This window comes from Desulforamulus profundi (assembly GCF_002607855.1).
In genome coordinates this window covers 1-20,760 of record NZ_AWQQ01000051.1, presented here as the reverse complement: position 1 = coordinate 20,760, position 20,760 = coordinate 1, and the positions used below count along the sequence as shown (strand labels likewise).

The 20,760-nt window shown below is 52.6% G+C and carries 17 protein-coding genes, 1 rRNA gene and 5 pseudogenes; 18 read left to right on the top strand and 5 right to left on the bottom strand.

All coding sequences use genetic code 11. The features are described from left to right. Positions 1–76 precede the first annotated feature (76 nt). Positions 77–574 (top strand): 2-amino-4-hydroxy-6-hydroxymethyldihydropteridine diphosphokinase, encoded by a 498-nt coding sequence (folK, locus tag P378_RS09075; RefSeq protein WP_099083016.1) that lies wholly within the window; start codon positions 77–79, stop codon positions 572–574. 228 nt (positions 575–802) lie between these two features. On the opposite strand, the gene P378_RS22880 is transcribed toward folK, so the two are convergent. The 3 genes from P378_RS22880 to P378_RS09065 all read right to left on the bottom strand — a co-directional run bounded on the left by P378_RS22880 (position 803) and on the right by P378_RS09065 (position 2,793). Continuing rightward, complete coding sequence (locus P378_RS22880; protein ID WP_274378673.1) at positions 803–2,002, bottom strand: HD domain-containing protein; 1,200 nt, start codon at positions 2,000–2,002, stop codon at positions 803–805. Positions 2,003–2,033: 31 nt separating this feature from the next. Continuing rightward, positions 2,034–2,219, bottom strand: coding sequence for a nucleotidyltransferase family protein (locus P378_RS22875; RefSeq protein WP_274378672.1), 186 nt, complete (start codon positions 2,217–2,219; stop codon positions 2,034–2,036). A gap of 70 nt (positions 2,220–2,289) precedes the next feature. Beyond that, on the bottom strand, positions 2,290–2,793 hold the full coding sequence (locus P378_RS09065) for a DUF1648 domain-containing protein (protein WP_099083015.1): 504 nt from the start codon (positions 2,791–2,793) through the stop codon (positions 2,290–2,292). 317 nt (positions 2,794–3,110) lie between these two features. Between P378_RS09065 and P378_RS09060 the strand changes: the two are divergent. The 7 genes and pseudogenes from P378_RS09060 to nadC all read left to right on the top strand — a co-directional run bounded on the left by P378_RS09060 (position 3,111) and on the right by nadC (position 9,692). Then, positions 3,111–4,141: pseudogene (locus P378_RS09060) on the top strand (Rossmann-like and DUF2520 domain-containing protein). Beyond that, positions 4,029–4,825 (top strand): annotated as a pseudogene (gene panB, locus P378_RS09055) (3-methyl-2-oxobutanoate hydroxymethyltransferase). The pseudogenes P378_RS09060 and panB overlap by 113 nt, the downstream one beginning before the upstream one ends. Positions 4,826–4,835: 10 nt before the next feature. After that, complete coding sequence (panC, locus tag P378_RS09050) at positions 4,836–5,681, top strand: pantoate--beta-alanine ligase (protein WP_099083014.1); 846 nt, start codon at positions 4,836–4,838, stop codon at positions 5,679–5,681. Between the two features lie 4 nt (positions 5,682–5,685). Next, positions 5,686–6,069 carry an aspartate 1-decarboxylase gene (gene panD / locus P378_RS09045; protein ID WP_099083013.1) on the top strand — a complete coding sequence of 128 codons (384 nt, stop codon included), beginning with the start codon at positions 5,686–5,688 and terminating at the stop codon, positions 6,067–6,069. A gap of 102 nt (positions 6,070–6,171) precedes the next feature. Further along, positions 6,172–7,094 (top strand): annotated as a pseudogene (gene nadA, locus P378_RS09040) (quinolinate synthase NadA). 139 nt (positions 7,095–7,233) lie between these two features. Then, a complete protein-coding gene (gene nadB / locus P378_RS09035; RefSeq protein WP_099083012.1) occupies positions 7,234–8,817 on the top strand; it encodes an L-aspartate oxidase in 1,584 nt (527 codons plus the stop codon). Between the two features lie 17 nt (positions 8,818–8,834). Next, on the top strand, positions 8,835–9,692 hold the full coding sequence (gene nadC / locus P378_RS09030) for a carboxylating nicotinate-nucleotide diphosphorylase (protein ID WP_099083011.1): 858 nt from the start codon (positions 8,835–8,837) through the stop codon (positions 9,690–9,692). A 260-nt stretch (positions 9,693–9,952) separates the two neighbouring features. Here nadC and bioB read toward each other — a convergent pair whose 3' ends face one another. Beyond that, positions 9,953–10,924, bottom strand: coding sequence for a biotin synthase BioB (gene bioB, locus P378_RS09025; RefSeq protein WP_180261041.1), 972 nt, complete (start codon positions 10,922–10,924; stop codon positions 9,953–9,955). 207 nt (positions 10,925–11,131) lie between these two features. Between bioB and P378_RS09020 the strand changes: the two genes are divergently transcribed. The 4 genes from P378_RS09020 (at position 11,132) to P378_RS09010 (ending at position 13,651) form a co-directional block, all read left to right on the top strand. Then, positions 11,132–11,482, top strand: a complete 351-nt coding sequence (locus tag P378_RS09020) for a hypothetical protein (protein WP_238473068.1) — start codon at positions 11,132–11,134, stop codon at positions 11,480–11,482. Between the two features lie 352 nt (positions 11,483–11,834). Then, a complete protein-coding gene (locus tag P378_RS09015; RefSeq protein ID WP_238473067.1) occupies positions 11,835–12,632 on the top strand; it encodes a biotin--[acetyl-CoA-carboxylase] ligase in 798 nt (265 codons plus the stop codon). A gap of 17 nt (positions 12,633–12,649) precedes the next feature. Next, complete coding sequence (locus P378_RS21480; protein ID WP_238473066.1) at positions 12,650–12,844, top strand: hypothetical protein; 195 nt, start codon at positions 12,650–12,652, stop codon at positions 12,842–12,844. A 228-nt stretch (positions 12,845–13,072) separates the two neighbouring features. After that, positions 13,073–13,651, top strand: a complete 579-nt coding sequence (locus P378_RS09010) for a biotin transporter BioY (RefSeq protein ID WP_099083009.1) — start codon at positions 13,073–13,075, stop codon at positions 13,649–13,651. Between the two features lie 340 nt (positions 13,652–13,991). Here the strand turns inward: P378_RS09010 and P378_RS09005 are convergent, their stop codons facing one another. Then, complete coding sequence (locus P378_RS09005) at positions 13,992–14,651, bottom strand: nitrite/sulfite reductase domain-containing protein (protein WP_099083008.1); 660 nt, start codon at positions 14,649–14,651, stop codon at positions 13,992–13,994. Positions 14,652–14,912: 261 nt separating this feature from the next. Between P378_RS09005 and P378_RS09000 the strand changes: the two genes are divergently transcribed. The 6 genes and pseudogenes from P378_RS09000 to P378_RS08975 all read left to right on the top strand — a co-directional run. Continuing rightward, on the top strand, positions 14,913–15,713 hold the full coding sequence (locus P378_RS09000) for a type III pantothenate kinase (RefSeq protein ID WP_099083007.1): 801 nt from the start codon (positions 14,913–14,915) through the stop codon (positions 15,711–15,713). Beyond that, a pseudogene (dusB, locus tag P378_RS08995) lies at positions 15,704–16,662 on the top strand (tRNA dihydrouridine synthase DusB). The gene P378_RS09000 and the pseudogene dusB overlap by 10 nt, the downstream one beginning before the upstream one ends. A gap of 152 nt (positions 16,663–16,814) precedes the next feature. Next, a pseudogene (locus P378_RS08990) lies at positions 16,815–17,886 on the top strand (shikimate dehydrogenase). A gap of 194 nt (positions 17,887–18,080) precedes the next feature. Beyond that, entirely contained in the window at positions 18,081–18,557 is a 477-nt protein-coding gene (gene greA / locus P378_RS08985; protein ID WP_099083006.1) for a transcription elongation factor GreA, read from the top strand. 20 nt (positions 18,558–18,577) lie between these two features. Next, a complete protein-coding gene (gene lysS, locus P378_RS08980; protein ID WP_099083005.1) occupies positions 18,578–20,110 on the top strand; it encodes a lysine--tRNA ligase in 1,533 nt (510 codons plus the stop codon). Positions 20,111–20,568: 458 nt separating this feature from the next. Next, positions 20,569–20,760: ribosomal RNA gene (locus tag P378_RS08975) — 16S ribosomal RNA — on the top strand; the annotation flags it as partial.

Genomic DNA, 20,760 nt, shown 5'->3' with positions numbered 1-20,760 from the left:
AAAAGCCCGGGGCACCCATCCGGGGGAAATTCCGCTACATGGCAGTGGAAATCAACCGGCAGAGGGGGAGCAGTTCATGACGGTGGCTTACATCGGGCTGGGCAGCAACCTGGGAGATAAGGCCTCCTACCTTGAAGGGGCGCTGGCATGGCTGGCCGGCACCCCGGGCATTCAACTGGTAAGGGTGGCCTCCCTGTACCAGACCGCCCCCTGGGGCAAGACAGACCAGGATTGGTTCCTTAATACCGTGGCAGAAGTGGCTACCGACCTTTCGCCCACAGAACTGCTGCAAGCGCTGCTGGATATCGAAAAAAACCTGGGCAGGACCCGGGATGTAAAATGGGGTCCCCGCACCATTGATCTTGACCTGCTGCTCTACGGGAAAGAGCAAGTTGATCTGCCCGGTCTCCGGGTGCCCCACCCGCGCCTGGCCGAACGGGCCTTTGTGCTGGTTCCCCTGGCGGAACTGTGCCCGGACATGATTTTGCCCGAAGGTCCTGTAAAAGAGCTGGCGGAACGAGCGGCAACGGGGCAGGCAATAAAGAAAATGGAACAGATTTTTTTGCTTCAGTGATGGCACTTTCAAAATGATTTAAAAGGACTTGACCGGTGACATCGCCCAGTTCCGGCGTATTGTCCATAACCACTTTTTCGATCAAATAATCCGGGTCATCGTAAATATCCTCTACCTTATACGTTTGGCATCCCTCTCACCTCGCAGAAATCTTGATATTGCTATTGTTCCCTACGAGGCAGGAGTTATAAGCATGTAACCTGAGGAATTTCCCCAAAATACGGTCGTTTACAGCGCCGGTATTTTCTTCTTAACCCACCGGCGGGCCGTATGAAGATCCCTCACTTCGCCGGTTACCTGGGCCTCCTGGAGTTGGTCCAACAGCTCTCCCACCTGTGGTCCTTCGGGAACGCCAAGTTCTATCAAATCCTTACCCGTGAGGTACGGTACAGGACTGAATTTAGCCGGTTCCGACAAGTAGCGTTTTACCAGTGCAAAAATATAGCGGCGGTAAGAGGTCAGCTCACTGAGCCTTTCCCCGGCGGTATAGGTGGCTGTGAGGTCAGCCAAAGAGAGGACCAGAACGTCCAGGGTATGCTCCCCCAGGGTACGGAAAAACCGGTAGAGGGATAGATTCGAGTCATCCCTTGAGGTGTAGAGATGTAATGGCCGCATGTGCAGGAACACCAGGTTCATGAGGTATTGTCGTTCCACCCGGGACAATTTTAATTGGTCTGCCAGGGCCCCGGCGTAGGGTACCCCGGCCTCGGAATGGCCGTGGAAGGAAATGCGGCCGGTGGACTGGGTAACTGCGGTGTCCGGCTTGCCCACATCATGAAGTAAGGCGACCAATTTAAGGATTGGCAGGCGGCTTCTCCCCCCGGCCAGCTTCCTGTGGAAGGAATCCAGCACCTGCCCGCCTTCCGCCAGGGCTGTGGGAAGTTCCTTTAAAATGACCTCCAGGCATTGGAAAGTCCGCAGGCAGTGATGCCAGACATTTTCCACATGATAGAAGTTTTGTTTTGTTTCCTCCATGCGCAGCCGCCCGGGTAAGAGAACCTGCCATAGTTTTAGTTCCCTGTCCATATAGTCCACCCAGGCATAGACTGCCGGCAGTTCGAGGATGCCGGACAACGCCTGCCAGATTCGTTCCCCGGCCACCCGGTCCAGCCTGCGGCCGCCCTGCCTCAGCAGCACCGCTGTTTCCGGCACAACGGTTAACTGAAACTGGGCAGCCAACCGCACGCCCCGCAGCGTCCTTAGGGGATCATCCAGAATGGAAGAACTGCCGGTTACCCGCAGCAGTCCCAATTGAAGATCCCGGCAGCCGCCGGTGGGGTCCAGCAGTCGGTTTATCGCTTCCTCCTGCATGACGGGTGTTAAAGGCAGTGCCAGGGCATTTAGGGTAAAGTCCCTGGCCCGCAGGTCCTCTTCAATGGTCCGGCCTTTAAAAAGGCTGAAATCCAGGTGGCCTTGCTTCTTTAGCACCACCCTAAAAGTTTCCCGCCCTTCATCAAGGTTACCAGGTTCCCTGCAGCTGCCGCGCCACCCGGCGGGCCAGGTCGCAGGCATGGCTTGAGACCGCAAAATCCAGGTCCCCCGGCTGCCGGCCCGCTACCAGGTCCCGCAGGGCACCGCCCACCAGGTAGACCTCACTGCCGGTTTGCACGGCACAGTTGGCAATGCTTCTCAGCAGGTCCCACATAAAATCACCACCGTCCCCTACGCACGATCAGAAGTTAACGGTGAGATCGTGAAGTTCGTGCATCCTTCAATTATTTACGGGCTAAAAAAATCCTATACAACATCCAGGCGCTGGTTGCCAAAATGAATACGGTAAACAGCCAGATAAAGGGCCCCAGCCCGGCCCATGCTCCCCTGACGATCTGGAAGGTGCCGTACTGGATGTAAAATAACATGGCACAGGTGACAAGGTTTAATAGGGACATCCCGTCCACAATGATGATGCGAATTTTTTCCAGCTGGCCCTCGGTAAGCTGGTCGCGTTTTGGCAGATTAATCATATTGCGGATATCCCGCCGCCTGGTAAAAACAGTTACCAGTCCGGATAGGACGGCATACAAGGTAATTTGTAAAAAGGGTAAGCTAAAGACGCCGGAAAAAGTTTTTCTTCCCCAACTGTCCGGCGTGCCGGAAGAGCCAAAATGGGTGGGGATTTGCTCGGGCAGGGTGGGATAATTGACGACCGCCAGGTAGGCAGTCAGCACCACCAGCGCTCCCGGCAGGGCCAAACGGTGGGTCAGACCAATTTTGCGCATGTTTGTACCTTCCTTTAATGAATGTGCTTTTATTATACCATTTGGTCATATTTTCTGTCTTGCAGGGGACTTATAAAAATTAAAACAATATGTAAAATAGTTGTTAGCTGATGAAAACAGTGATATGATTGACTTCGGGTAGTATCCTAAACGGAACTGCACCAACGGGAACTTTTTACAAGTTAAGTTGATTTCCGCTTGGAACCGGATGGACCGAGACGGGAGGTGTTTTTGCTATGAAAACCTTTCGCATGCTCGGGGGGTTTTTTGTATTTTTCAAGGTATTATCATAAATTTTTATAGAACGGGGAGTGTTTATGAACTACAAACCTTCCTTTGCCATTATCGGAGCAGGAAAAGTGGGCAGTGCCTGGGGGTGCTGTTAAAGGAGCGGGGGTATCTGCCGGTGACCGTATACAGCCGGTCCCTTTCCTCCGCCCGGCGGTTGGCAGAACAACTTGCTGCCGAAGTTGTTCATCACCCGGCGGAGGCGGCCCGGGCGGCGGAGATGGTCTTCATCACCACCACGGACCGGGAAATCGGCCCCGCGGCGGCCCTTATCGCCCGCCAGGGCGGCTGCCGGCCGGGTCAAATTATCATTCATACCAGCGGAGCGCTGGCCAGCGACATCCTGGCACCCGTGAGGCAGCAGGGTGCCAGGGCGGTTTCCCTGCACCCGCTGCAGGCCTTTGCCAGCCTGGAAAGCGCCAAGGAAAACCTGCCGGGATCCTGCTTTGCCCTGGAAGGAGATGAGCAGGCCCTGCCCCAGGCCGTGGAGCTGGTAAACGACCTGCAGGGACGGTATTTTGTAATTAAAGCCGAGGATAAACCACTTTACCATGCCGCAGCAGTGACAGCTTCCAACTACCTGGTATCCCTCATTCATTTGAGCGCCTCCATTTACCGGGAACTGGGATTGGATGAAGAGCAGGCCATGGCTGCGTTGTTTCCCTTAATCCAGGGTACACTAAACAACATTGCCAGGTCCGGCCCCACCCAGGCCCTCACCGGGCCGGTGGCCCGGGGAGACGGCACCACCCTGCGGGGTCACATGAAGGCCCTGAAAAAAATGGACTGGCGCACCCGGGAGGCCTATGGTGCTCTCGGACTGTATACCGTGGGTGTGGCCGTTGAGAACGGCAGCATTACACCCAATGAGGGCGCTGCCCTCAGCAACATTTTCTTGGAGGTAGACAACCGTGATCAAAAGAGTAACTACTGCCGACTTCCGGCGTATGAAACAGGAAGGCAAGCCAATAGCCATGTTAACCGCGTACGATTATCCGATGGCCACGTTGGTCGATGCTTCCGGTATAGACGCAATCCTGGTGGGGGACTCCCTCGGTAATGTTGTACTGGGGTACGATTCCACCGTCCCTGTGACCATGGAGGATATGATTCACCACCTGCGGGCGGTCAGCGTGGCGTTAAAAGGGCCATGGTGGTGGGGGACATGCCCTTCCTGTCCTACCACATTTCCCGGGAAGAAAGCGTCCGCAATGCCGGGCGCCTGATGCAGGAGGGACTGGCCCAGGCGGTGAAACTGGAAGGGGGCAGTGAAGTGGCTGATACTGTACGGGCTATTACCACTGCCGGCATTCCGGTGATGGGTCACCTGGGGTTAACCCCCCAGTCCGTTCACCAGATGGGCGGTTTTAAGGTCCAGGGCAAAAACGGGGACGCCGCCCGCAGGCTGCTGGAGGACGCAAAACAATTGGCAGACGCCGGCGTCTTTGCCATCGTGCTGGAGTGCATTCCCCAGCAGTTGGCCAAAGTCATCACCGAATCCGTCAGCGTTCCCACCATTGGCATCGGAGCCGGCACGTATTGTGACGGCCAGATTCTGGTGACCAATGATTTACTGGGGATGTTTTCGGACTTTACGCCCAAGTTTGTCAAACAGTATGCCAACCTGAAGGAGCAAATCCTGCAGGCTTGCCGGGGGTATCAAGAAGAGGTAAGAAACAAAGCATTCCCCGGCCCCGAGCATGTTTTTAACATGGCCGAGGAAGAATTTAAAAAAATATACTAGGTGGAGATCCATGAGACTTTGTAAAACCGTTGAAGAAGTACGTTCCTTTGTCACATCGGTCCGTTTCGAAGGCAAAACCGTCGGGCTGGTGCCCACCATGGGGTACCTGCACCCGGGACACCTGAGCCTGGTGCACGAAGCCAAAAGGCGCTGTGACGTGGTGGTGGTGAGTATTTTTGTCAACCCCACACAGTTTGGCGCCGGTGAAGACTACCAGACCTACCCGAGGGATCTGCAGCGGGATGCGGGGCTGGTTGCCGATGCAGGAGTGGACGCCATTTTTGCTCCCGAGGCGGCGGAGATGTATCCGCCGGGATTCAGCACCTCTGTGGATGTGGCCGGGGTCAGCGAACCCCTCTGCGGGGCTTCTCGGCCGGGTCATTTCCGGGGGGTGGCCACCGTAATAACAAAACTTTTTAACATTGTGCGACCGGATATGGCTTTTTTCGGCCAGAAGGATTTCCAGCAGGTGCTGCTGATTAAGCGGCTGGTGGAAGACTTAAACATGGACATTCAAATTGTGGACGTCCCCATCGTCAGGGAAGCGGACGGGCTGGCCATGAGTTCCCGCAATGTTTATCTTTCGGAAGAGGATCGAAAGGCCGCCCTGGTCCTGTCCCGCAGCCTCAGTCTGGCCAGACAGCTGGTGGCGGAAGGGGAGCGGGATGTTGCCCGCCTGAAAGAACGGGTGGTAAGAGAAATCCAGTCCGAGCCACGGGCGGAGATCGATTACGTGGAAATCCTGTCCGTGCCGCATCTGAAGCAGTTGGATCTCCTGGCAGACAATGCTCTGCTGGCGCTGGCGGTACGGTTCGGGAAAACCCGGCTCATTGATAATACAGTTTTGGAGGCTTAGGAAGTTGTTCTTATTTATGTTTAAGTCAAAGATACACAGAGCCACCGTTACGGAGGCAAATTTAAATTATATGGGCAGCATCACCATTGATAAGGAACTGATGCAGGCGGCGGGGATCCTGCCCAACGAGAAGGTGCAGGTGGTAAATAACAATAACGGCGCCCGCCTGGAGACCTATGTCATTGAAGGGGAACCCGGTTCAGGGGTGATCTGCCTGAACGGGGCAGCGGCGCGGCAGGCCCAGCCGGGGGATACCGTGATTATCATTGCCTATACCATGCTGGATGAGCGGGAGGCCCGCACCTTTAAGCCCCGGGTGGTCATGGTGGACGAAAACAACAAAATCACCGGGCTGATTCATGAAGAACAGCATGGGGTCTGTGGGTAAAACCTGTTGTATTGACAATTTTATTGCCACTGGATAGAATTGCTACAAGAGTTAAAGAATTCTTGAATTTGCTCTGGCTTATTTCGACAAGGAGTTGATGAAATGTCAATTGAAGAAAGAATTAGCCAGCTTACGGAAGAGGTTAAGAGGTTAAAGAAAGAAAGAAACGCCATCATACTGGCTCATGTTTACCAACGCCCGGAGGTGCAGGAGGTAGCTGATATCATCGGGGACTCCTTGGAGTTGTCCCGGCGGGCTGCCGCCACCGATGCGGACGTTATTGTTTTCTGTGGGGTTCATTTTATGGCCGAAAGCGCAGCCATCCTGTCTCCGGACAAAGTTGTCCTGCTGCCCGAGGAAAACGCCGGCTGCCCCATGGCCGACATGGTCACCGCCGAAGAATTGCGGGTCAAAAAGAAAGAATTGCCCGGCGCGTTGGTGGTGGCCTATGTCAACACCTCGGCGGAAGTGAAGGCCGAAAGCGATATCTGCTGCACCTCGCCAATGCCGTGAAAATCGTCCAGTCCATCCCGGAGGACAAACCCATCATCTTTATTCCGGATAAAAACCTGGGCGCCTACGTGGCAACCAAAACCCGGCGTCCCATGACCCTGTGGGAAGGCTGGTGCAACACCCACGACTGGGTCACTCCCGAAGAGGTTTTAAAAGCGAAGGAGGAACACCCGAAGGCCCTGGTGTTAATCCACCCGGAGTGCCGCCCGGAGGTGGTGGCGCTGGCGGATTATGTTTCCAGCACCACCGGCCTGATTAAATTTGCTAAAGAAAGCGATGCCAAAGAATTTATCATTGGCACAGAGTCAGGGATTCTGCACCAGTTGTACAAACAGTGCCCGGGTAAGGAATTTTACCTGGCCACCAAACGGCTGGTTTGTCCCAATATGAAGGCAACCACCCTGAACAAGGTCAAGGAAGCCCTGGCAACCATGCAGCCCCGGATTACCGTGCCCCCGCACATCCGGGAAAAGGCCCTGGCCTGCCTGGAACGGATGTTAGCCGTAAAGTAACGGGCCTTACGGTAAGTTACACTTTTTGTTTTTAAAGATAGCTTTTTTCAGATGAAGTGAGAGTGAGAGGCTGAGGTAAAAATTTATCTCACTTCCAACTTCTCACCTCTCACTTCTCAAATGGGGGGAGTTGTTTTCTTTGCCTAACAAATACCTGGTAAATTTTCATTCCAGGGAATTACCCCAACAGGAAGCGGAGTATTTAATTATCGGCGGGGGCATTGCCGGCCTTTTTACCGCCTGGGCTGCGGCCAAAGCGGGGGCATCGGTGACGCTTTTAACCAAGCGGTCAGTGGCCGAGAGCAACACCGACCGGGCCCAGGGAGGCATCGCCGCCGCCCTGGGACAGCAGGATTCCCCGGGGCTGCATATGCAGGACACCCTGGTGGCGGGGGCAGGGCTGTGTGACGAGGATGCCGTGAGAATCCTGGTCAACGAGGGACCCGAAAGGGTTAAAGAACTGATTGATATGGGAGCATCCTTCGACCGGACAGGGGATGACCTCTGCTTTACCAGGGAGGGCTGCCACAGTCAAGACAGGATTCTGCACGCCCAGGGAGACGCAACGGGGGCGGAAATTCTACGGGCACTCAGTCAAAACGTGACCGCCCTGGCCAGTGTTGAAGTTTTGGAAAATCAATATGTTGTCGATCTACTGGTTAAAGAAAATACCTGCTACGGTGTGCTGGCCCAGGACCAGGTCACCGGACAGTTCAGAATCTTCAGGGGACGGGTGGTTGTACTGGCCACCGGAGGTTCCGGGCGGCTGTACAACTATACCACCAACCCGGAGGTGGCCACCGCCGACGGCATTGCGCTGGCCTACCGGGCGGGGGCCGAGGTGATGGATATGGAATTTATTCAATTCCATCCCACCTCACTGGTTTTGCCCGACGCCCCGCGCTTTTTAATTTCGGAAGCGGTACGGGGAGAGGGGGCCCTGTTGCGGAATGCCCGGGGTGAACGATTTATGCCCCAGTACCACGGCATGGCGGAGCTGGCTCCCCGGGATATTGTTTCCCGGGCCATCCTCAGTGAAATGGCAAAAACCGGGGCGGAATCTGTATTTTTGGACTTAACCCATTTGGACCACGAGAAAATAAAAGAACGTTTCCCGACCATTACCCTGACCTGTTCCAATTACGGTCTGGATATCACCAAGGACCTGATTCCCGTAGCCCCTGCAGCCCATTATATGATGGGTGGTGTGAAGACCGACCTGTGGGGTGAAACCAGTATTCAGCGCTTATTTTCCTGTGGGGAAGCCAGCTGTATGGCTGTGCACGGCGCCAACCGTCTGGCCAGCAATTCTCTGCTGGACGGCCTGGTCTGGGGCGGCAGAATTGTCCAAAGGGCCGCCTATGTAGTGGAAAACAGGCTCCATGACAAACCGGAGTTTTATTGCGATGATTTACTGCCCACCCCGGACATCGACTATTCTGAGCTGAGAAAGAAACTGCAGCAAATCATGGGTGAAAAGGTAGGCCCCCTGCGAACCGCCCAACGCCTGGCCGAGGCCCTGGCCTTTTTTGACCGCTGGTCCCACCTGCAAAACCATGAAGTGAAAGAGACCTCTAAGATGGAGGTGCGCAACATGTTGGAAGTGGGCGGATTGATCACTGAGGCAGCCATGATGCGAACCGAAAGCAGGGGGGGACATTTCCGGTTGGATTACCCGGAAACTGCAGAACGCTGGCGAAAACACATTTTACTGAAGCGGTAAAAGACGGAGGGTTCCCCATGGAACTGAACATGTTTGAACTGAGAAAATTAATTGAAACAGCTCTGGCGGAGGACATCGGCACCGGAGATATTACCACCAACAGCATTGTCCCGGCCGGTTCTCTCACAAAAGGAATCATTTATGCCAGGGAAGCGGGTATTGTTGCCGGTATTCCGGTGGCAGAGGCGGTGTTTCGTTACCTGGCCCCGGACATCCGTTTTTCTGCCAGGGTGCAGGAAGGCGCCTGCCTGGAAGCGGGGGATGTCATCGCGGAGGTGGAAGGGGATGCCAGGGCGATCCTGACAGGAGAACGACTGGCCTTGAATTTCCTGCAGCGGATGAGCGGCATCGCCACCCGTACCGCCACCCTGGTGGAAAAGGTAAAGCTTTACCCGGTACGGGTAGTGGATACCCGCAAGACCACACCGGGTTTAAGAATGCTGGAGAAGTATGCCGTGCGGGTGGGCGGCGGTTTTAACCACCGTTTTGGCCTGTATGACGCGGTGTTGATTAAAGACAACCACATTAAGGTGGCCGGGGGAATTACCCAGGCGGTGCTGGCGGCCAGGCAAAACGTGGCCCACACCGTCAAAATTGAGGTTGAGGTGGAAAGCCTCAGCGGGGTGAACGAAGCGCTGGAGGCCCGGGCGGATGTCATTATGCTGGACAATATGGACCCTGCCACCATGCGGGAAGCGGTCAAACTGGTGGATGGCCGGGCACTGGTGGAAGCCTCCGGGAGCATCAATGAAGAGACCATTATGGCGGCGGCCAAGGCCGGCGTTGACCTGATTTCCGTAGGAGCCCTGACCCATTCCATTAAGTCCCTGGACATCAGCCTGGACATCGGGGAAATCAAGTCCCGGGCACGGTAAAAACCGTGACAAAACTGTAACAATTTGATTTATCTTTGGTAACAAATCCCTTCTATAATTGATTCACAGGAATTCATTATAAGGAGGGTTTTATTTTGTCTGCCGGATTATTTATGGGGACCTACCTGACCGCAAAATCCACGGGAATGTGGATTACCAAGGGCAAAGCCCCTGTTGAAGCGGAGGGGCACAAGGATAAAAGAGGTACCTTTAGACTTTTATACGGGTCATACAGGGACCGGCATGCTTGTTACGATTCACTAATCTCCTGTTGCCAGGGAGTAACCCAGCCCTTTGATTAAGGTAATTTCTTTTTCGATTTCATCTCCTGCGGTGGTTAAAAAGTCACCGGCGATGGCGCCGGTTATGCCGGCTAAAAATCCCAAACTCCTTAACTCGCCCAGGGCTTCTTTCCTGCCCCCGGCAAATCTCAGGCTCACCCGGGGCATCACCAGGCGAAACAGGCAGATGGCTTTAATGATCTCCAGGGGAGGCAGGATTTCTTGCCCTGCCAGGGGAGTGCCGGCAATGGGATTTAGAATGTTAATGGGCACAGAATCAACATGCAGTTCCTTTAGTTCAAAAGCCAGTTCCACCCGCTGCTGCATGGTTTCTCCCACGGAAAGGATGCCGCCGCTGCAAACCTTTAGCCCCGCCCGGCGGGCCGCCTGGATGGTTGCCACCCGCTGCTCATAGGAGTGTGTTGTACAAATTTCATGATAGTAGCTCCTGGCGGTCTCCAGGTTGTGGTGATAGGTGCTCACACCGGCTTCTTTCAACTGCAGGGCCCTTCTTTCGTCCAGGAGTCCCAGGGAGGCACACAGTTTCAGGCCGGTTTTTTGCAGGGACCGGTAAATGTCAAGGGCCCTTGCAAAATCATCTTCGGGCAGTTCTTTCCCGCTGGTAACCAGGGAAAACCGGTGGATGCCCCTTGCTTTCACCTGCTCTGCGGCTAGGAGAATGGTTTCCTTGTCCAACAATTCGTAATGCTTGATGCCGGTATGGTAATGCGCCGATTGGGCGCAGAATTTGCAGTCTTCGGAACAAAGGCCCGACTTGGCGTTGATGATGGAGCAGAGGTCAATTTGACCGTCGGCGTACAAGCCGGTAATTTTTCCGGCCAGAGCAATTAATTGATGGACTTGTTTTCCCTGAAGGCCGGCCAGGCGGACTGCCTCATCAAAGGTCAACTCCTCGCCGCACAGAAGTTTGGCTTCAATTTGACTGATCAATGGTATGCACCTCTTTGTTAACTTTTTGGTTATCCAAGGTTAACAATACCACCGTTTTCTTCCCCGGTCAAATGGGCGTTTCCCCAAAAATGATTTGATTCAGGACTTAAGTCCCACAAAAAACCGCCCTAAGGACTATTTTCCACCGGCTTCCCAAGGCATATGCTAGACTTAGCATCTTCATCAATAGACGGGGGGTTGGCCCGCATGAGAAAATGTCCCCATGCCAAAGGAAATCACGGCTGCAGCGCGTTATTGGATCATGGTTTTGCACAGAATACACTGGTTGTTTCGGAAAGTTGGTGGAAGCAGTATTGCTCGGTAAAGAATTACCCGCAGTGTCCCAATTTAAAAGCGGCTTACAGTATGAAGAAAGACAAATCCCGTCAACCCGGAACCTCCCTTAACAATAAAAATCAAGTATCTAAGGGGATTTCGTTGGTAAGCAAATGGAAAAAGGACGGCAAAAAACACAATCCTGTGCACGCCCATGGCGGCAAGGCCCCTCACTTTTGCGAAAAGCCCTGGCGCACAGGGATTTACGGTTTCGCGTTATAGTATCTGAATTTTACACCAGGCCCTGGATATCTTAATAAGGTTAAAGCATCTGTTACACAACAGGTGCTTTTTATTTTTTAACCAAGCATAAAAAGTAAAGAGTTTTTAAGTCTTCGTGCTGGTTTTGGTTGCCGGTTGGGTATGGAGCAGAAGAAAAAAGGGTGGTTAACCTGTACGACGCATACCCCCCGGATCATTTGCAAAAGAACAAGTAATTTTCAAAATGGAAGCCAACCTTTAGCCCGGTAGAAATTTCTCCCGGGCCTTTGCTTGACGCCAACGTTAACCGCTATAGTTATTAAGGTTGACAAAAGCGGCAATAATGGTTTAAAATGCCAGAAGGTGAATAAACATGAATGCAAAACAAAAGATCCTTGACTTACTCCGGGCTGAACAGCCGGGGTACGTATCCGGAGAGTATATCTGCCGGCAACTGCAGGTATCCAGAACCGCCATCTGGAAGACCGTTGAGTCCCTGAGACGGGACGGTTATGAAATAGAAGCCAGGCCCAGGGCCGGCTACAGGCTGCTGGCCGCACCGGATGTCCTGGATCCCCCGGGATGGCTTTCCGGCCTCCGTTCCCGGTGTATCGGTGGGACGGCCCATTATGTGAGAACCACTACCTCCACCAACGATGTAGCCAAGGAATTGGCCAGACAGGGAACAGAAGAAGGTACGGTGGTGGTTACCGAGGAACAGACCAAAGGCCGGGGGCGCTTGGGCCGGGCCTGGCAGTGTCCTCCCCGGGCGGGTCTCTGCTTCTCGGTGGTGCTGTATCCCCGGGTGAATCCCATGGAAGTATCTCAATTTACCATGCTGGCAGCTGTGGCGGTGGTGAGGGCCTTCCGCCGTTCTCTGGGAATCGACGCCCGGGTGAAGTGGCCCAATGACGTGTATATCGACGGTTTAAAGGCCTGCGGCATACTGGCAGAGATGACTGCCGAGGCAGACAGGGTAAAGTTTTTAGTGCTGGGGATCGGTGTCAATGTAAATCAGACCCGGGAGGAGCTGGTGGCGTTGGGAAACGGGGCCACTTCCTTACGGATAGAGACCGGGCGCCCGGTCAGCAGGACTGAGGTGCTGAGGGACATTTTGGAAGAGCTCGACTCTTTATATACCTCTGGCAGGCAGCAGGCTTTGCCCCCTTAAAAGGGCTGTGGAAGGACGTGACGCTGTGGTCCGGCTGCCCGGTGGTGGTCACCGGTTTGCAAAGGGTCTGGGAAGGGATCATGGAAGACATCGACGATAACGGCGCTCTGATCCTGCGGCTTCCCGATAACAGTACCAAAACCTTTTATTCCGGCGAAGTCTCCCTACGCCCCATACAAACAAATTCAAGTGGGGACGGTTCGTGCAAATAATGGGACACTCCTGGAGGAAACGGGGAGAAACAGGGAAAACAAAGTGTCTCCTAAAACCCGAGAGGCCCACATCTACTCGACTTGACTTGAATTCACAAGCTTTTCCAGCCGTAATTAAAATGGTCTGGTTGTTACTTGTGTGGTTTTACATGACCAGGGCTTGCCCTTTATTTTTGGACTAATTGTCAACCTTTAAACATAAACTAGTTAACAAAGGAGGAGTTGTCCTTGAAATTTACCAGCAGAGAAATTGCCCTGGCCGGCCTGATGGCGGCCATCATGGTGGTGGTGACCATGATTACCCGGATTCCCTTTGTCCATGCAGTTGTTCCCTTCAGTTTGCAGCCGCTGGTTGCTGTTCTGGCCGGCGTTTTGCTGGGGGCCAGAATCGGGGCCCTCAGCATGGTGGTTTACCTGTTACTGGGCCTGGTGGGACTGCCGGTTTTTGCCACCCAGCCCTTTGGCGGACCTGCTTATGTACTGAAACCAACCTTTGGCTTTCTTTTAGGCCAGGTCCTGGCGGCCTATGTGGCAGGAAAAATTCTTGCAGGCAATAAAAATTGGAGTTTTGTAAATTACCTGCTGGCTTCCCTGGCGGGCATGGCCGTCATTTACCTGGTGGGCCTGCCTTACATCTATGGAATCCTGAATTTGTACGTTGGTAAAGCCGTCTCCGTAATGGGTGTTTTAAAAATAGGGTTCCTGCCCTTTGTTCTCTGGGATGTCTTGAAAGCAGTCATGGTGGCTGTTCTGGCCAGAACCATCCACCTCCGTTTGCCCGAACTCCCCGCTGCCGCCCAAAAATAAAAGCGGTTCGTTGGTATTTTCGACAGTGAAAATTTTTGACAAACGTGGGGAGGGAGTTCTGTTATCCCTACTCACCCCGATGCTCCTCACCGACAGCACTACGACTCGCTACGGGCGAATTGGGTCGCCTCAACGGGCCGTCCTGGCCCGATTCGGCTGGTGCGAACGTCCTGTTCGCGCCACCCAATTTTGCCCTACGATCGTCAAGTGCTGTTACCGGTGTTCCGCAAAGTCGTTCGTTAAGGATAACAGAACTCCCTTACCAATTCGGTGGGTAACCTATATCTGCCTAACAAAGGAAAAAGCCGCCGGTGATTTTTTCACCGGCAGCTTTTTTCCTTTAGGCGAGCACAGCCTTTTGGATTTCTTCGATACCAAGGCGCTCCACAAACTTGAACATTCTTTCGCCGTTCTTGGCATTTTCTTTGTAAAAGTTAATTAACCGGGTAGCCAGGGCTACCACTTCCTCAATACTTAAGCCTTCTGCCAGCACTTTACCGATGTGGGGAGTGGCGCCCGCATTGCCCCCGATCAGTACGGTAAAGCCGTTGGGTTTGCCAAAGGCGCCAAAATCCCTGGTCCAGGCTTCGCAGCAGTTTAAGGGACAGCCGGAGATGCCCATTTTAAATTTGTTGGGCAGGGCCATGCCGCAGAATAACTCATCCAGTTTGGCAGCCAGACCCAGGGCATCCTGCTTGCCATATTTGCATAAGGTGGAGCCCGGACAGGACTGAACACTTCTGACACAGAGGCCGGTGGCCGGGGCGGGTTCCATGCCCAAATCTTCCCAAACCTTATTTACATCTTCCCCTTTGATGCCTACCAAAGCAACACGTTGGGAAGCTGTAAGCTTAACCACGGGAATCTGGTACTTTTCCACCACATCCGCCAACTTGCGGAGGGTTTCAGCATTCAACAATCCGGCTAAACCGGTTTTCGGCACGATGGCGTAGGTTTCATTATCACGCTGTAGGATGGCGCCTTTCGGAGTTTCTGCCATGATACATTCTCCTCTTCCTGAAACTATAAAGTATACTTAAAAAGTATACAAATTAATATTCTATGCAAAAAACCAGTTCCCTTTTAAACAAGATAAAATTTAAATAATTGAAATTGCCAGTCAATTCTCTCTGAGAGCAGGTTGAGAACAAGGATTGTACTTTGAGAAATAAATTTGGTAGAATTGCTTTTGAGTATGGAAAAACCGGCCAATATCTGAATCATCAGGCTGACATAGAGGCTAAGAAAGGCAGGGACAACCTTGATACTGGCAATTGATATCGGCAACACCAATATTGTTTTCGGGGTATTTCGAGACAAAACGCTGATCGCCGACTGGCGCCTGGCCACCGATCGCAACCGGACACCCGATGAATACGGCGTTTTGTTAAAAGAGTTGTTTAGTTTATCGGGCATTGACATGCAGGCGGTGGAGGGTGTGATCATCTCCTCGGTGGTGCCGCCGGTCAACGGGCTGCTGGAATCCATGGTGAGAAAATATTTTTTATTAAATCCCATCCTGGTTGGGCCGGGCATTAAAACCGGCATCTCCATCAAGACCGAGAATCCGCGGGAAGTTGGGGCGGATCGCATTGTTAATGCAGTGGCGGCCTATTCCTTGTACGGCGGACCTCTCATCATCGTCGACTTTGGGACTGCCACCACCTTTTGCTGTGTAACCGCCAAAGGAGAATATTTGGGTGGAGCCATCGCCCCCGGCATCGGTATTTCCACCGAGGCCCTGTTTGCCCGGGCGGCCAAACTGCCACGTGTGGAGTTAACCAAGCCCGCTGCGGTAATCGGCAAAAATACCGTCAGCGCCATGCAGTCCGGCATCATTTTCGGCTTTGCCGGCCAGGTGGAGTTTCTGGTGAAAAAGATGAAGCAGGAAATGGGGGGCGACGTGCAGGTTATTGCCACCGGCGGGCTGGCGGAGGTCATTGCCAGAGAAACAACCGTCATCGATAAAATTAATCCTTCCCTCACGTTGGCGGGCCTGCGAATCATCTATGACCGGAATCAAAACCCGGCCGTCCCGGGAGGCCAAAGCCCATGCAAATAGGCCCGGTAAAACTTGTCAACCCGGTCATTGCGGCCCCTATGGCCGGCGTAACGGACAGGGCCTTTCGCATTATTGCCAGAGAGCAGGGGTGCGGTCTGACGGTGACCGAAATGGTCAGTGACCTGGCACTGATTTACGCCAATCCCCGGACGTACCGCATGTTGGATTTTCGGGGAGAGAGCTACCCCCTGAGCGTGCAGATCTTTGGTTCAAATCCGGAAACCATGGGACAGGCGGCTGCCATCGTGGTGGAGCGGGGGGCCCACATCGTGGATATCAATATGGGCTGCCCCACCCCAAAAATCGTAAAAAACGGTGAAGGCAGCGCCTGATGAGAGATCCGAAATTGGCAGGAAAAATTGTGGAAGCAGTGGTCAAGGCTGTACCGGGTGTGCCTGTCACGGTAAAAATGCGCAAGGGCTGGGACGAGCAGTCGGTTAACGCCGTTGCCTTTGCCAGGACAGTGGCGGCAGCGGGTGCCTCAGCGGTAACAGTGCACGGTCGTACCCGCAACCAATTTTACAGCGGCAAAGCAGATTGGGACATCATCCGGCAAGTCAAGGGAGCCCTGAAGATCCCGGTCATCGGTAACGGGGACATTTGGACGCCCCGGGACGCCGCAAGGATCCTGGAGGAGACCGGTTGTGACGGGATCATGATCGGCAGGCCGGCCATGGGCAATCCTTGGATTTTCAGAGACATTGTTCATTTTCTTCAGACCGGGCAAGAACTGCCGCCCCCCACGCCGGAAGAAAGGATTGGCACGGCCATCCGACATTTGGAGCTGATGGTGGAATCCAAGGGCGAGCAGGTGGCTGTCTTTGAAATGAGGAAACACGCCGCCTGGTACACCAAAGGCATCCGAGGGGCGGCCCGCATCCGGGAGACCATTAACAAATCCCAAAGTAAAAAAGAAATTGAAGAGATTCTAAAAGGTTTGCTTGACTAGGGTCTGCCGCTTGGCGGGACCTTTTTATTTTTTATAGAAACCCGCTTTCGGGTCCCCCTTTGAATTTTATTTTGAATTTTATAATGATTATGGATTGGCAGACATATGATTGTAAAGAAATACCCATAATACGGGAACGGGGGGAAGCAAACATGAATCGCTTTGCTTTCATTGTTCATCCTTTGGATTGCAGCGACGTGGCCAGAAAATTCAACTTTACCCGGTACATGCCGGATGCCCTGGTGGAACAGGCCTTGAAGCTGCTTCCCCCCATTAAGATATCTTCTATCACGGGAATCCGCTCACCTGTGGCGGAAACCGAAGGGATATTTGTTTCCTGTCTCCTCACGGCCAGGCAGATGATATCCCTGCCGCAGCCTTCGTCCTCAATAAAATCATTGAGGCCGGTCGCCTGGCCGAAAAATTAGGCGCCAAGGTGCTGGGGTTGGGTGCCTTTACGAAAGTGATCGGGGATGCCGGCATTACTGTGGCCAAATATTTAAATATTCCGGTCACCACAGGGAATAGTTATACCGTGGCCACGGCTCTGGAAGGGGCGAAAAAAGCTGCTCATCTAATGGGGCATGATTTAAAAAGAGCCAGGGTGTCGGTGGTGGGGGCCACCGGCTCCATTGGCAGCGTTTGTGCCCTGTCTCTGGCCAGGGATGCAAAAAATCTCACCCTGGTGGGAAGAAACGAAGCCAAGCTGCACCTGCTGGCAGACCGCATCCTGTATGAGACAGGACTGGCGGCGGAGGTGACTTCCAATACAAAGGCGGTTTTAAAAAAATCGGACCTGGTGGTGACCGTGACCAATACGGTGGATACCATCATCAACCCGGAAGATTTAAAAGCCGGGGCGGTGGTTTGTGATGTGGCCAGACCGCGCGATGTTTCCCGCCGGGTGGTGGAAGAACGGGATGATGTGCTGGTGATCGAGGGCGGCATTGTGGAAGTACCCGGAGATGTGAATTTTAATTTTAACTTTGGGTTCCCCCCAAAACCGCTTATGCCTGCATGGCTGAAACCATGATTTTGGCTTTGGAAGGGCGCCTGGAAAGTTATACCCTGGGACGGGATTTAACGCTGAAACAGGTGGAAGAGATCCACCGACTGGGGAAAAAACATGGTTTCAGGTTAGCCGGCTTTCGAAGTTTTGAAAAACCGATATCCGAACAAAAGATTAATTTAATAAAGCAGAGGGTAATAATAAAGGTGTCGTAATAATATGATGATGTTTCTAAATGAATCCTTGACAAATAATTAGTGGTGTTTTTATAATGTACAGGAACAATCACACAAGTCGGGGAAGCACTGCAATTGGTCGGAGCCTTTTGCAGTGCTTTAACTGTAGTTAGACGTTTTGCTAAAACAAAAAACAGAGAAAATGTTAGATCTAGAGATAAGGAGAATTTAGGATGAAAGAAAAAGACGTAATGCTTACAGTTACTGGATTGAAACAGTTGGAGGAAGAACTGGAACAACTGAAGACAGTGAAAAGACGCCAGGTAGCGGAGAGAATCAAACAAGCCATTGAATTTGGTGATATCAGTGAAAACTCGGAGTATGAAGATGCCAAAAATGAACAGGCCTTTATCGAGGGTAGAATCCTCACCCTGGAAAAGATGCTTCGCAACGCCAAAATTATTGACGATGAAAATTTGGGCAACGAGGTAGTATCCCTCGGGTCGAAAGTCTTGTTAAAAGACCTTGAGTATGGCGATGAACTGGAGTACACCATTGTCGGGTCTGTGGAAGCAGACCCCGAGGCCAGAAAAATTTCCAACGAGTCTCCCGTGGGTAAGGCCATCATCGGCCAACCCAAGGGAATTGTTGTAGAAGTAAATGTTCCGGCCGGTGTCCTAAAGTATGAAATCCTGGATATATTGAGATAGTGTTTGGGGGTTTTTGCAAAATGACTGAGACAAACGAAAAGAACCTGGTACAGCCGGCTACGCCAGAAGCGGAAGCCGGCCAAGTCACTGTTGAGGACCTTAACGAACTCATGAAGGTTCGCCGGGAGAAATTGCAGGAGCTTATGAACCAGGGGATCGAACCCTATGGTGAAAAGTTTGAGCGGACCCACTATACCTCGGATATTACCGATCATTTCGAGGCCATGGATGGACAGGCTGTGGTAATCGCAGGGCGTATCATGGCCAAAAGGGTTATGGGAAAGGCCAGTTTTGCCAACTTGCAGGACAGCACCGGCAACATTCAAATCTACGCCCGGCTGGATGACATGGGAGCCGACGATTACTCCCGTTTTGAAAAATTGGACATCGGCGATATTATCGGTTGTTCCGGCAAGGTCTTTAAGACCCGCAAGGGCGAAATCACCGTACATATCGACAGGTATACGCTGTTGTCCAAGTCCTTGCGACCTCTACCAGAAAAATGGCATGGCCTCAAGGATATTGATTTACGGTATCGTCAGCGGTATGTAGACTTAATTGTGAACCCTGAGGTCAAAGAAACTTTCATGGTGCGCAGCAAAGTGGTGCGATCCATCCGCAACTACCTGGATCAAAGGGGTTTCCTGGAAGTGGAAACGCCCATGATGCATCCCATCGCCGGGGGTGCCAGCGCACGGCCCTTCATCACATACCACAATGCCCTGGACATGAAGCTCTACATGAGAATTGCCCCGGAGTTGTACTTGAAACGATTGCTGGTGGGCGGTTTGGATAAGGTCTACGAAATTAACCGGAACTTTCGTAACGAAGGGATTTCCACCAAACACAACCCGGAATTCTCCATGCTTGAGCTTTATCAGGCCTACGGGGATTACAAGGATATGATGGATCTTACCGAAGACCTGATTTCACACGTGGCTGAGGAAGTACTGGGAACCAGCACCGTTGAGTACGAAGGCGTGGAAATCCGTTTAGCCAAACCCTGGCGCCGGGTCCCCATGCTGGAAATTGTTAAAGAACACTCAGGGCTGGATTTCACTCAGCTAAAGGATGCCAGGGCAGCCTATGACGCTGCCAAGGTGCTGGGGCTGGAAATTGAACCCGGCGCTTCCTGGGGCGACATCCTAAACACAGTGTTTGAGGAAAAGGTTGAGGACAAGCTCATCCAACCCACCTTTGTCATCGATTACCCCGTGGATATTTCACCCCTGGCCAAACGCCAGAAAGAAAATCCCGAGCTAACCTATCGCTTTGAACTTTTCATCTACGGTCGTGAGATGGCCAATGCCTTCTCCGAGTTGAACGACCCCATTGACCAAAAGGGCAGATTCATGGCCCAGGCTGAAAAGCGTAAAGCCGGCGACGAGGAGGCCCAGATGTATGACGAAGATTACATTCAGGCCCTCGAGTATGGCATGCCGCCCGCCGGTGGTTTGGGTATCGGCATTGACCGTTTGGTCATGCTGCTTACCAACTCTTCTTCCATTAGAGATGTCATTTTGTTCCCGTTAATGAGGCCCAGAGAGGCCTAAAGCCCCCATAAAGCACCATTTGGCTTCAGCCGCCGGTAGTGATAAGATATTTCTTGTCGCCCGGCGGCAGGCTTTGCCGGGTATCCGGTGGTGAGAATTACCACTGGACAAAACAAGCCCGAGTACGTATAATAAGCTTCTGTAATGGAGATGACAACTTTTGTGATCTAAAAACAATCCCAAATAAGTCTTGACACAGATTTTACAATGTGATAATATTTCAAATCGAGGGCACTAAAAGCCCGGTTTTTTAAACTCCAAATTTATGGTCTTTGAAAACTAAACAGCAGATGATGGATGCAAAACGGTCAAGTCAAAAGTCAGCGCAAGCTGAAACTGTGACGACCACATTTGAATCCTCGTCAAGCGTTAAATAACGCTAGCGAGTAATTCCTGAACAAGTAATAAAGAGCTAAATCAACTCTTCACCCTAACGGGTACGCGAAAACATTATATAATTTATGGAGAGTTTGATCCTGGCTCAGGACGAACGCTGGCGGCGTGCTTAACACATGCAAGTCGAACGGTTCAGTCGTCGGTCTTCAGACGTCGGACGTCGGGATAGTAAGGAATTCGCCTTAGCGAATTCCAGATTTAAATCCCTGACGACTGCCGCCTGACGACCGACGACCGAATAGTGGCGCACGGGT

Coding starts and splice junctions, on each gene's coding strand:
- P378_RS09065 (WP_099083015.1), bottom strand. CDS start 2,793: ATGCGCAAAATTGGTCTGACCCACCGTTTGGCCCTGCCGGGAGCGCTG.
- P378_RS09005 (WP_099083008.1), bottom strand. CDS start 14,651: ATGGCAGAAACTCCGAAAGGCGCCATCCTACAGCGTGATAATGAAACC.
- lysS (WP_099083005.1), top strand. CDS start 18,578: ATGACTGAGACAAACGAAAAGAACCTGGTACAGCCGGCTACGCCAGAA.
- P378_RS09020 (WP_238473068.1), top strand. CDS start 11,132: ATGAGAAAATGTCCCCATGCCAAAGGAAATCACGGCTGCAGCGCGTTA.
- P378_RS22875 (WP_274378672.1), bottom strand. CDS start 2,219: ATGTGGGACCTGCTGAGAAGCATTGCCAACTGTGCCGTGCAAACCGGC.
- folK (WP_099083016.1), top strand. CDS start 77: ATGACGGTGGCTTACATCGGGCTGGGCAGCAACCTGGGAGATAAGGCC.
- nadC (WP_099083011.1), top strand. CDS start 8,835: ATGGAACTGAACATGTTTGAACTGAGAAAATTAATTGAAACAGCTCTG.
- greA (WP_099083006.1), top strand. CDS start 18,081: ATGAAAGAAAAAGACGTAATGCTTACAGTTACTGGATTGAAACAGTTG.
- P378_RS09015 (WP_238473067.1), top strand. CDS start 11,835: ATGAATGCAAAACAAAAGATCCTTGACTTACTCCGGGCTGAACAGCCG.
- panC (WP_099083014.1), top strand. CDS start 4,836: ATGAGACTTTGTAAAACCGTTGAAGAAGTACGTTCCTTTGTCACATCG.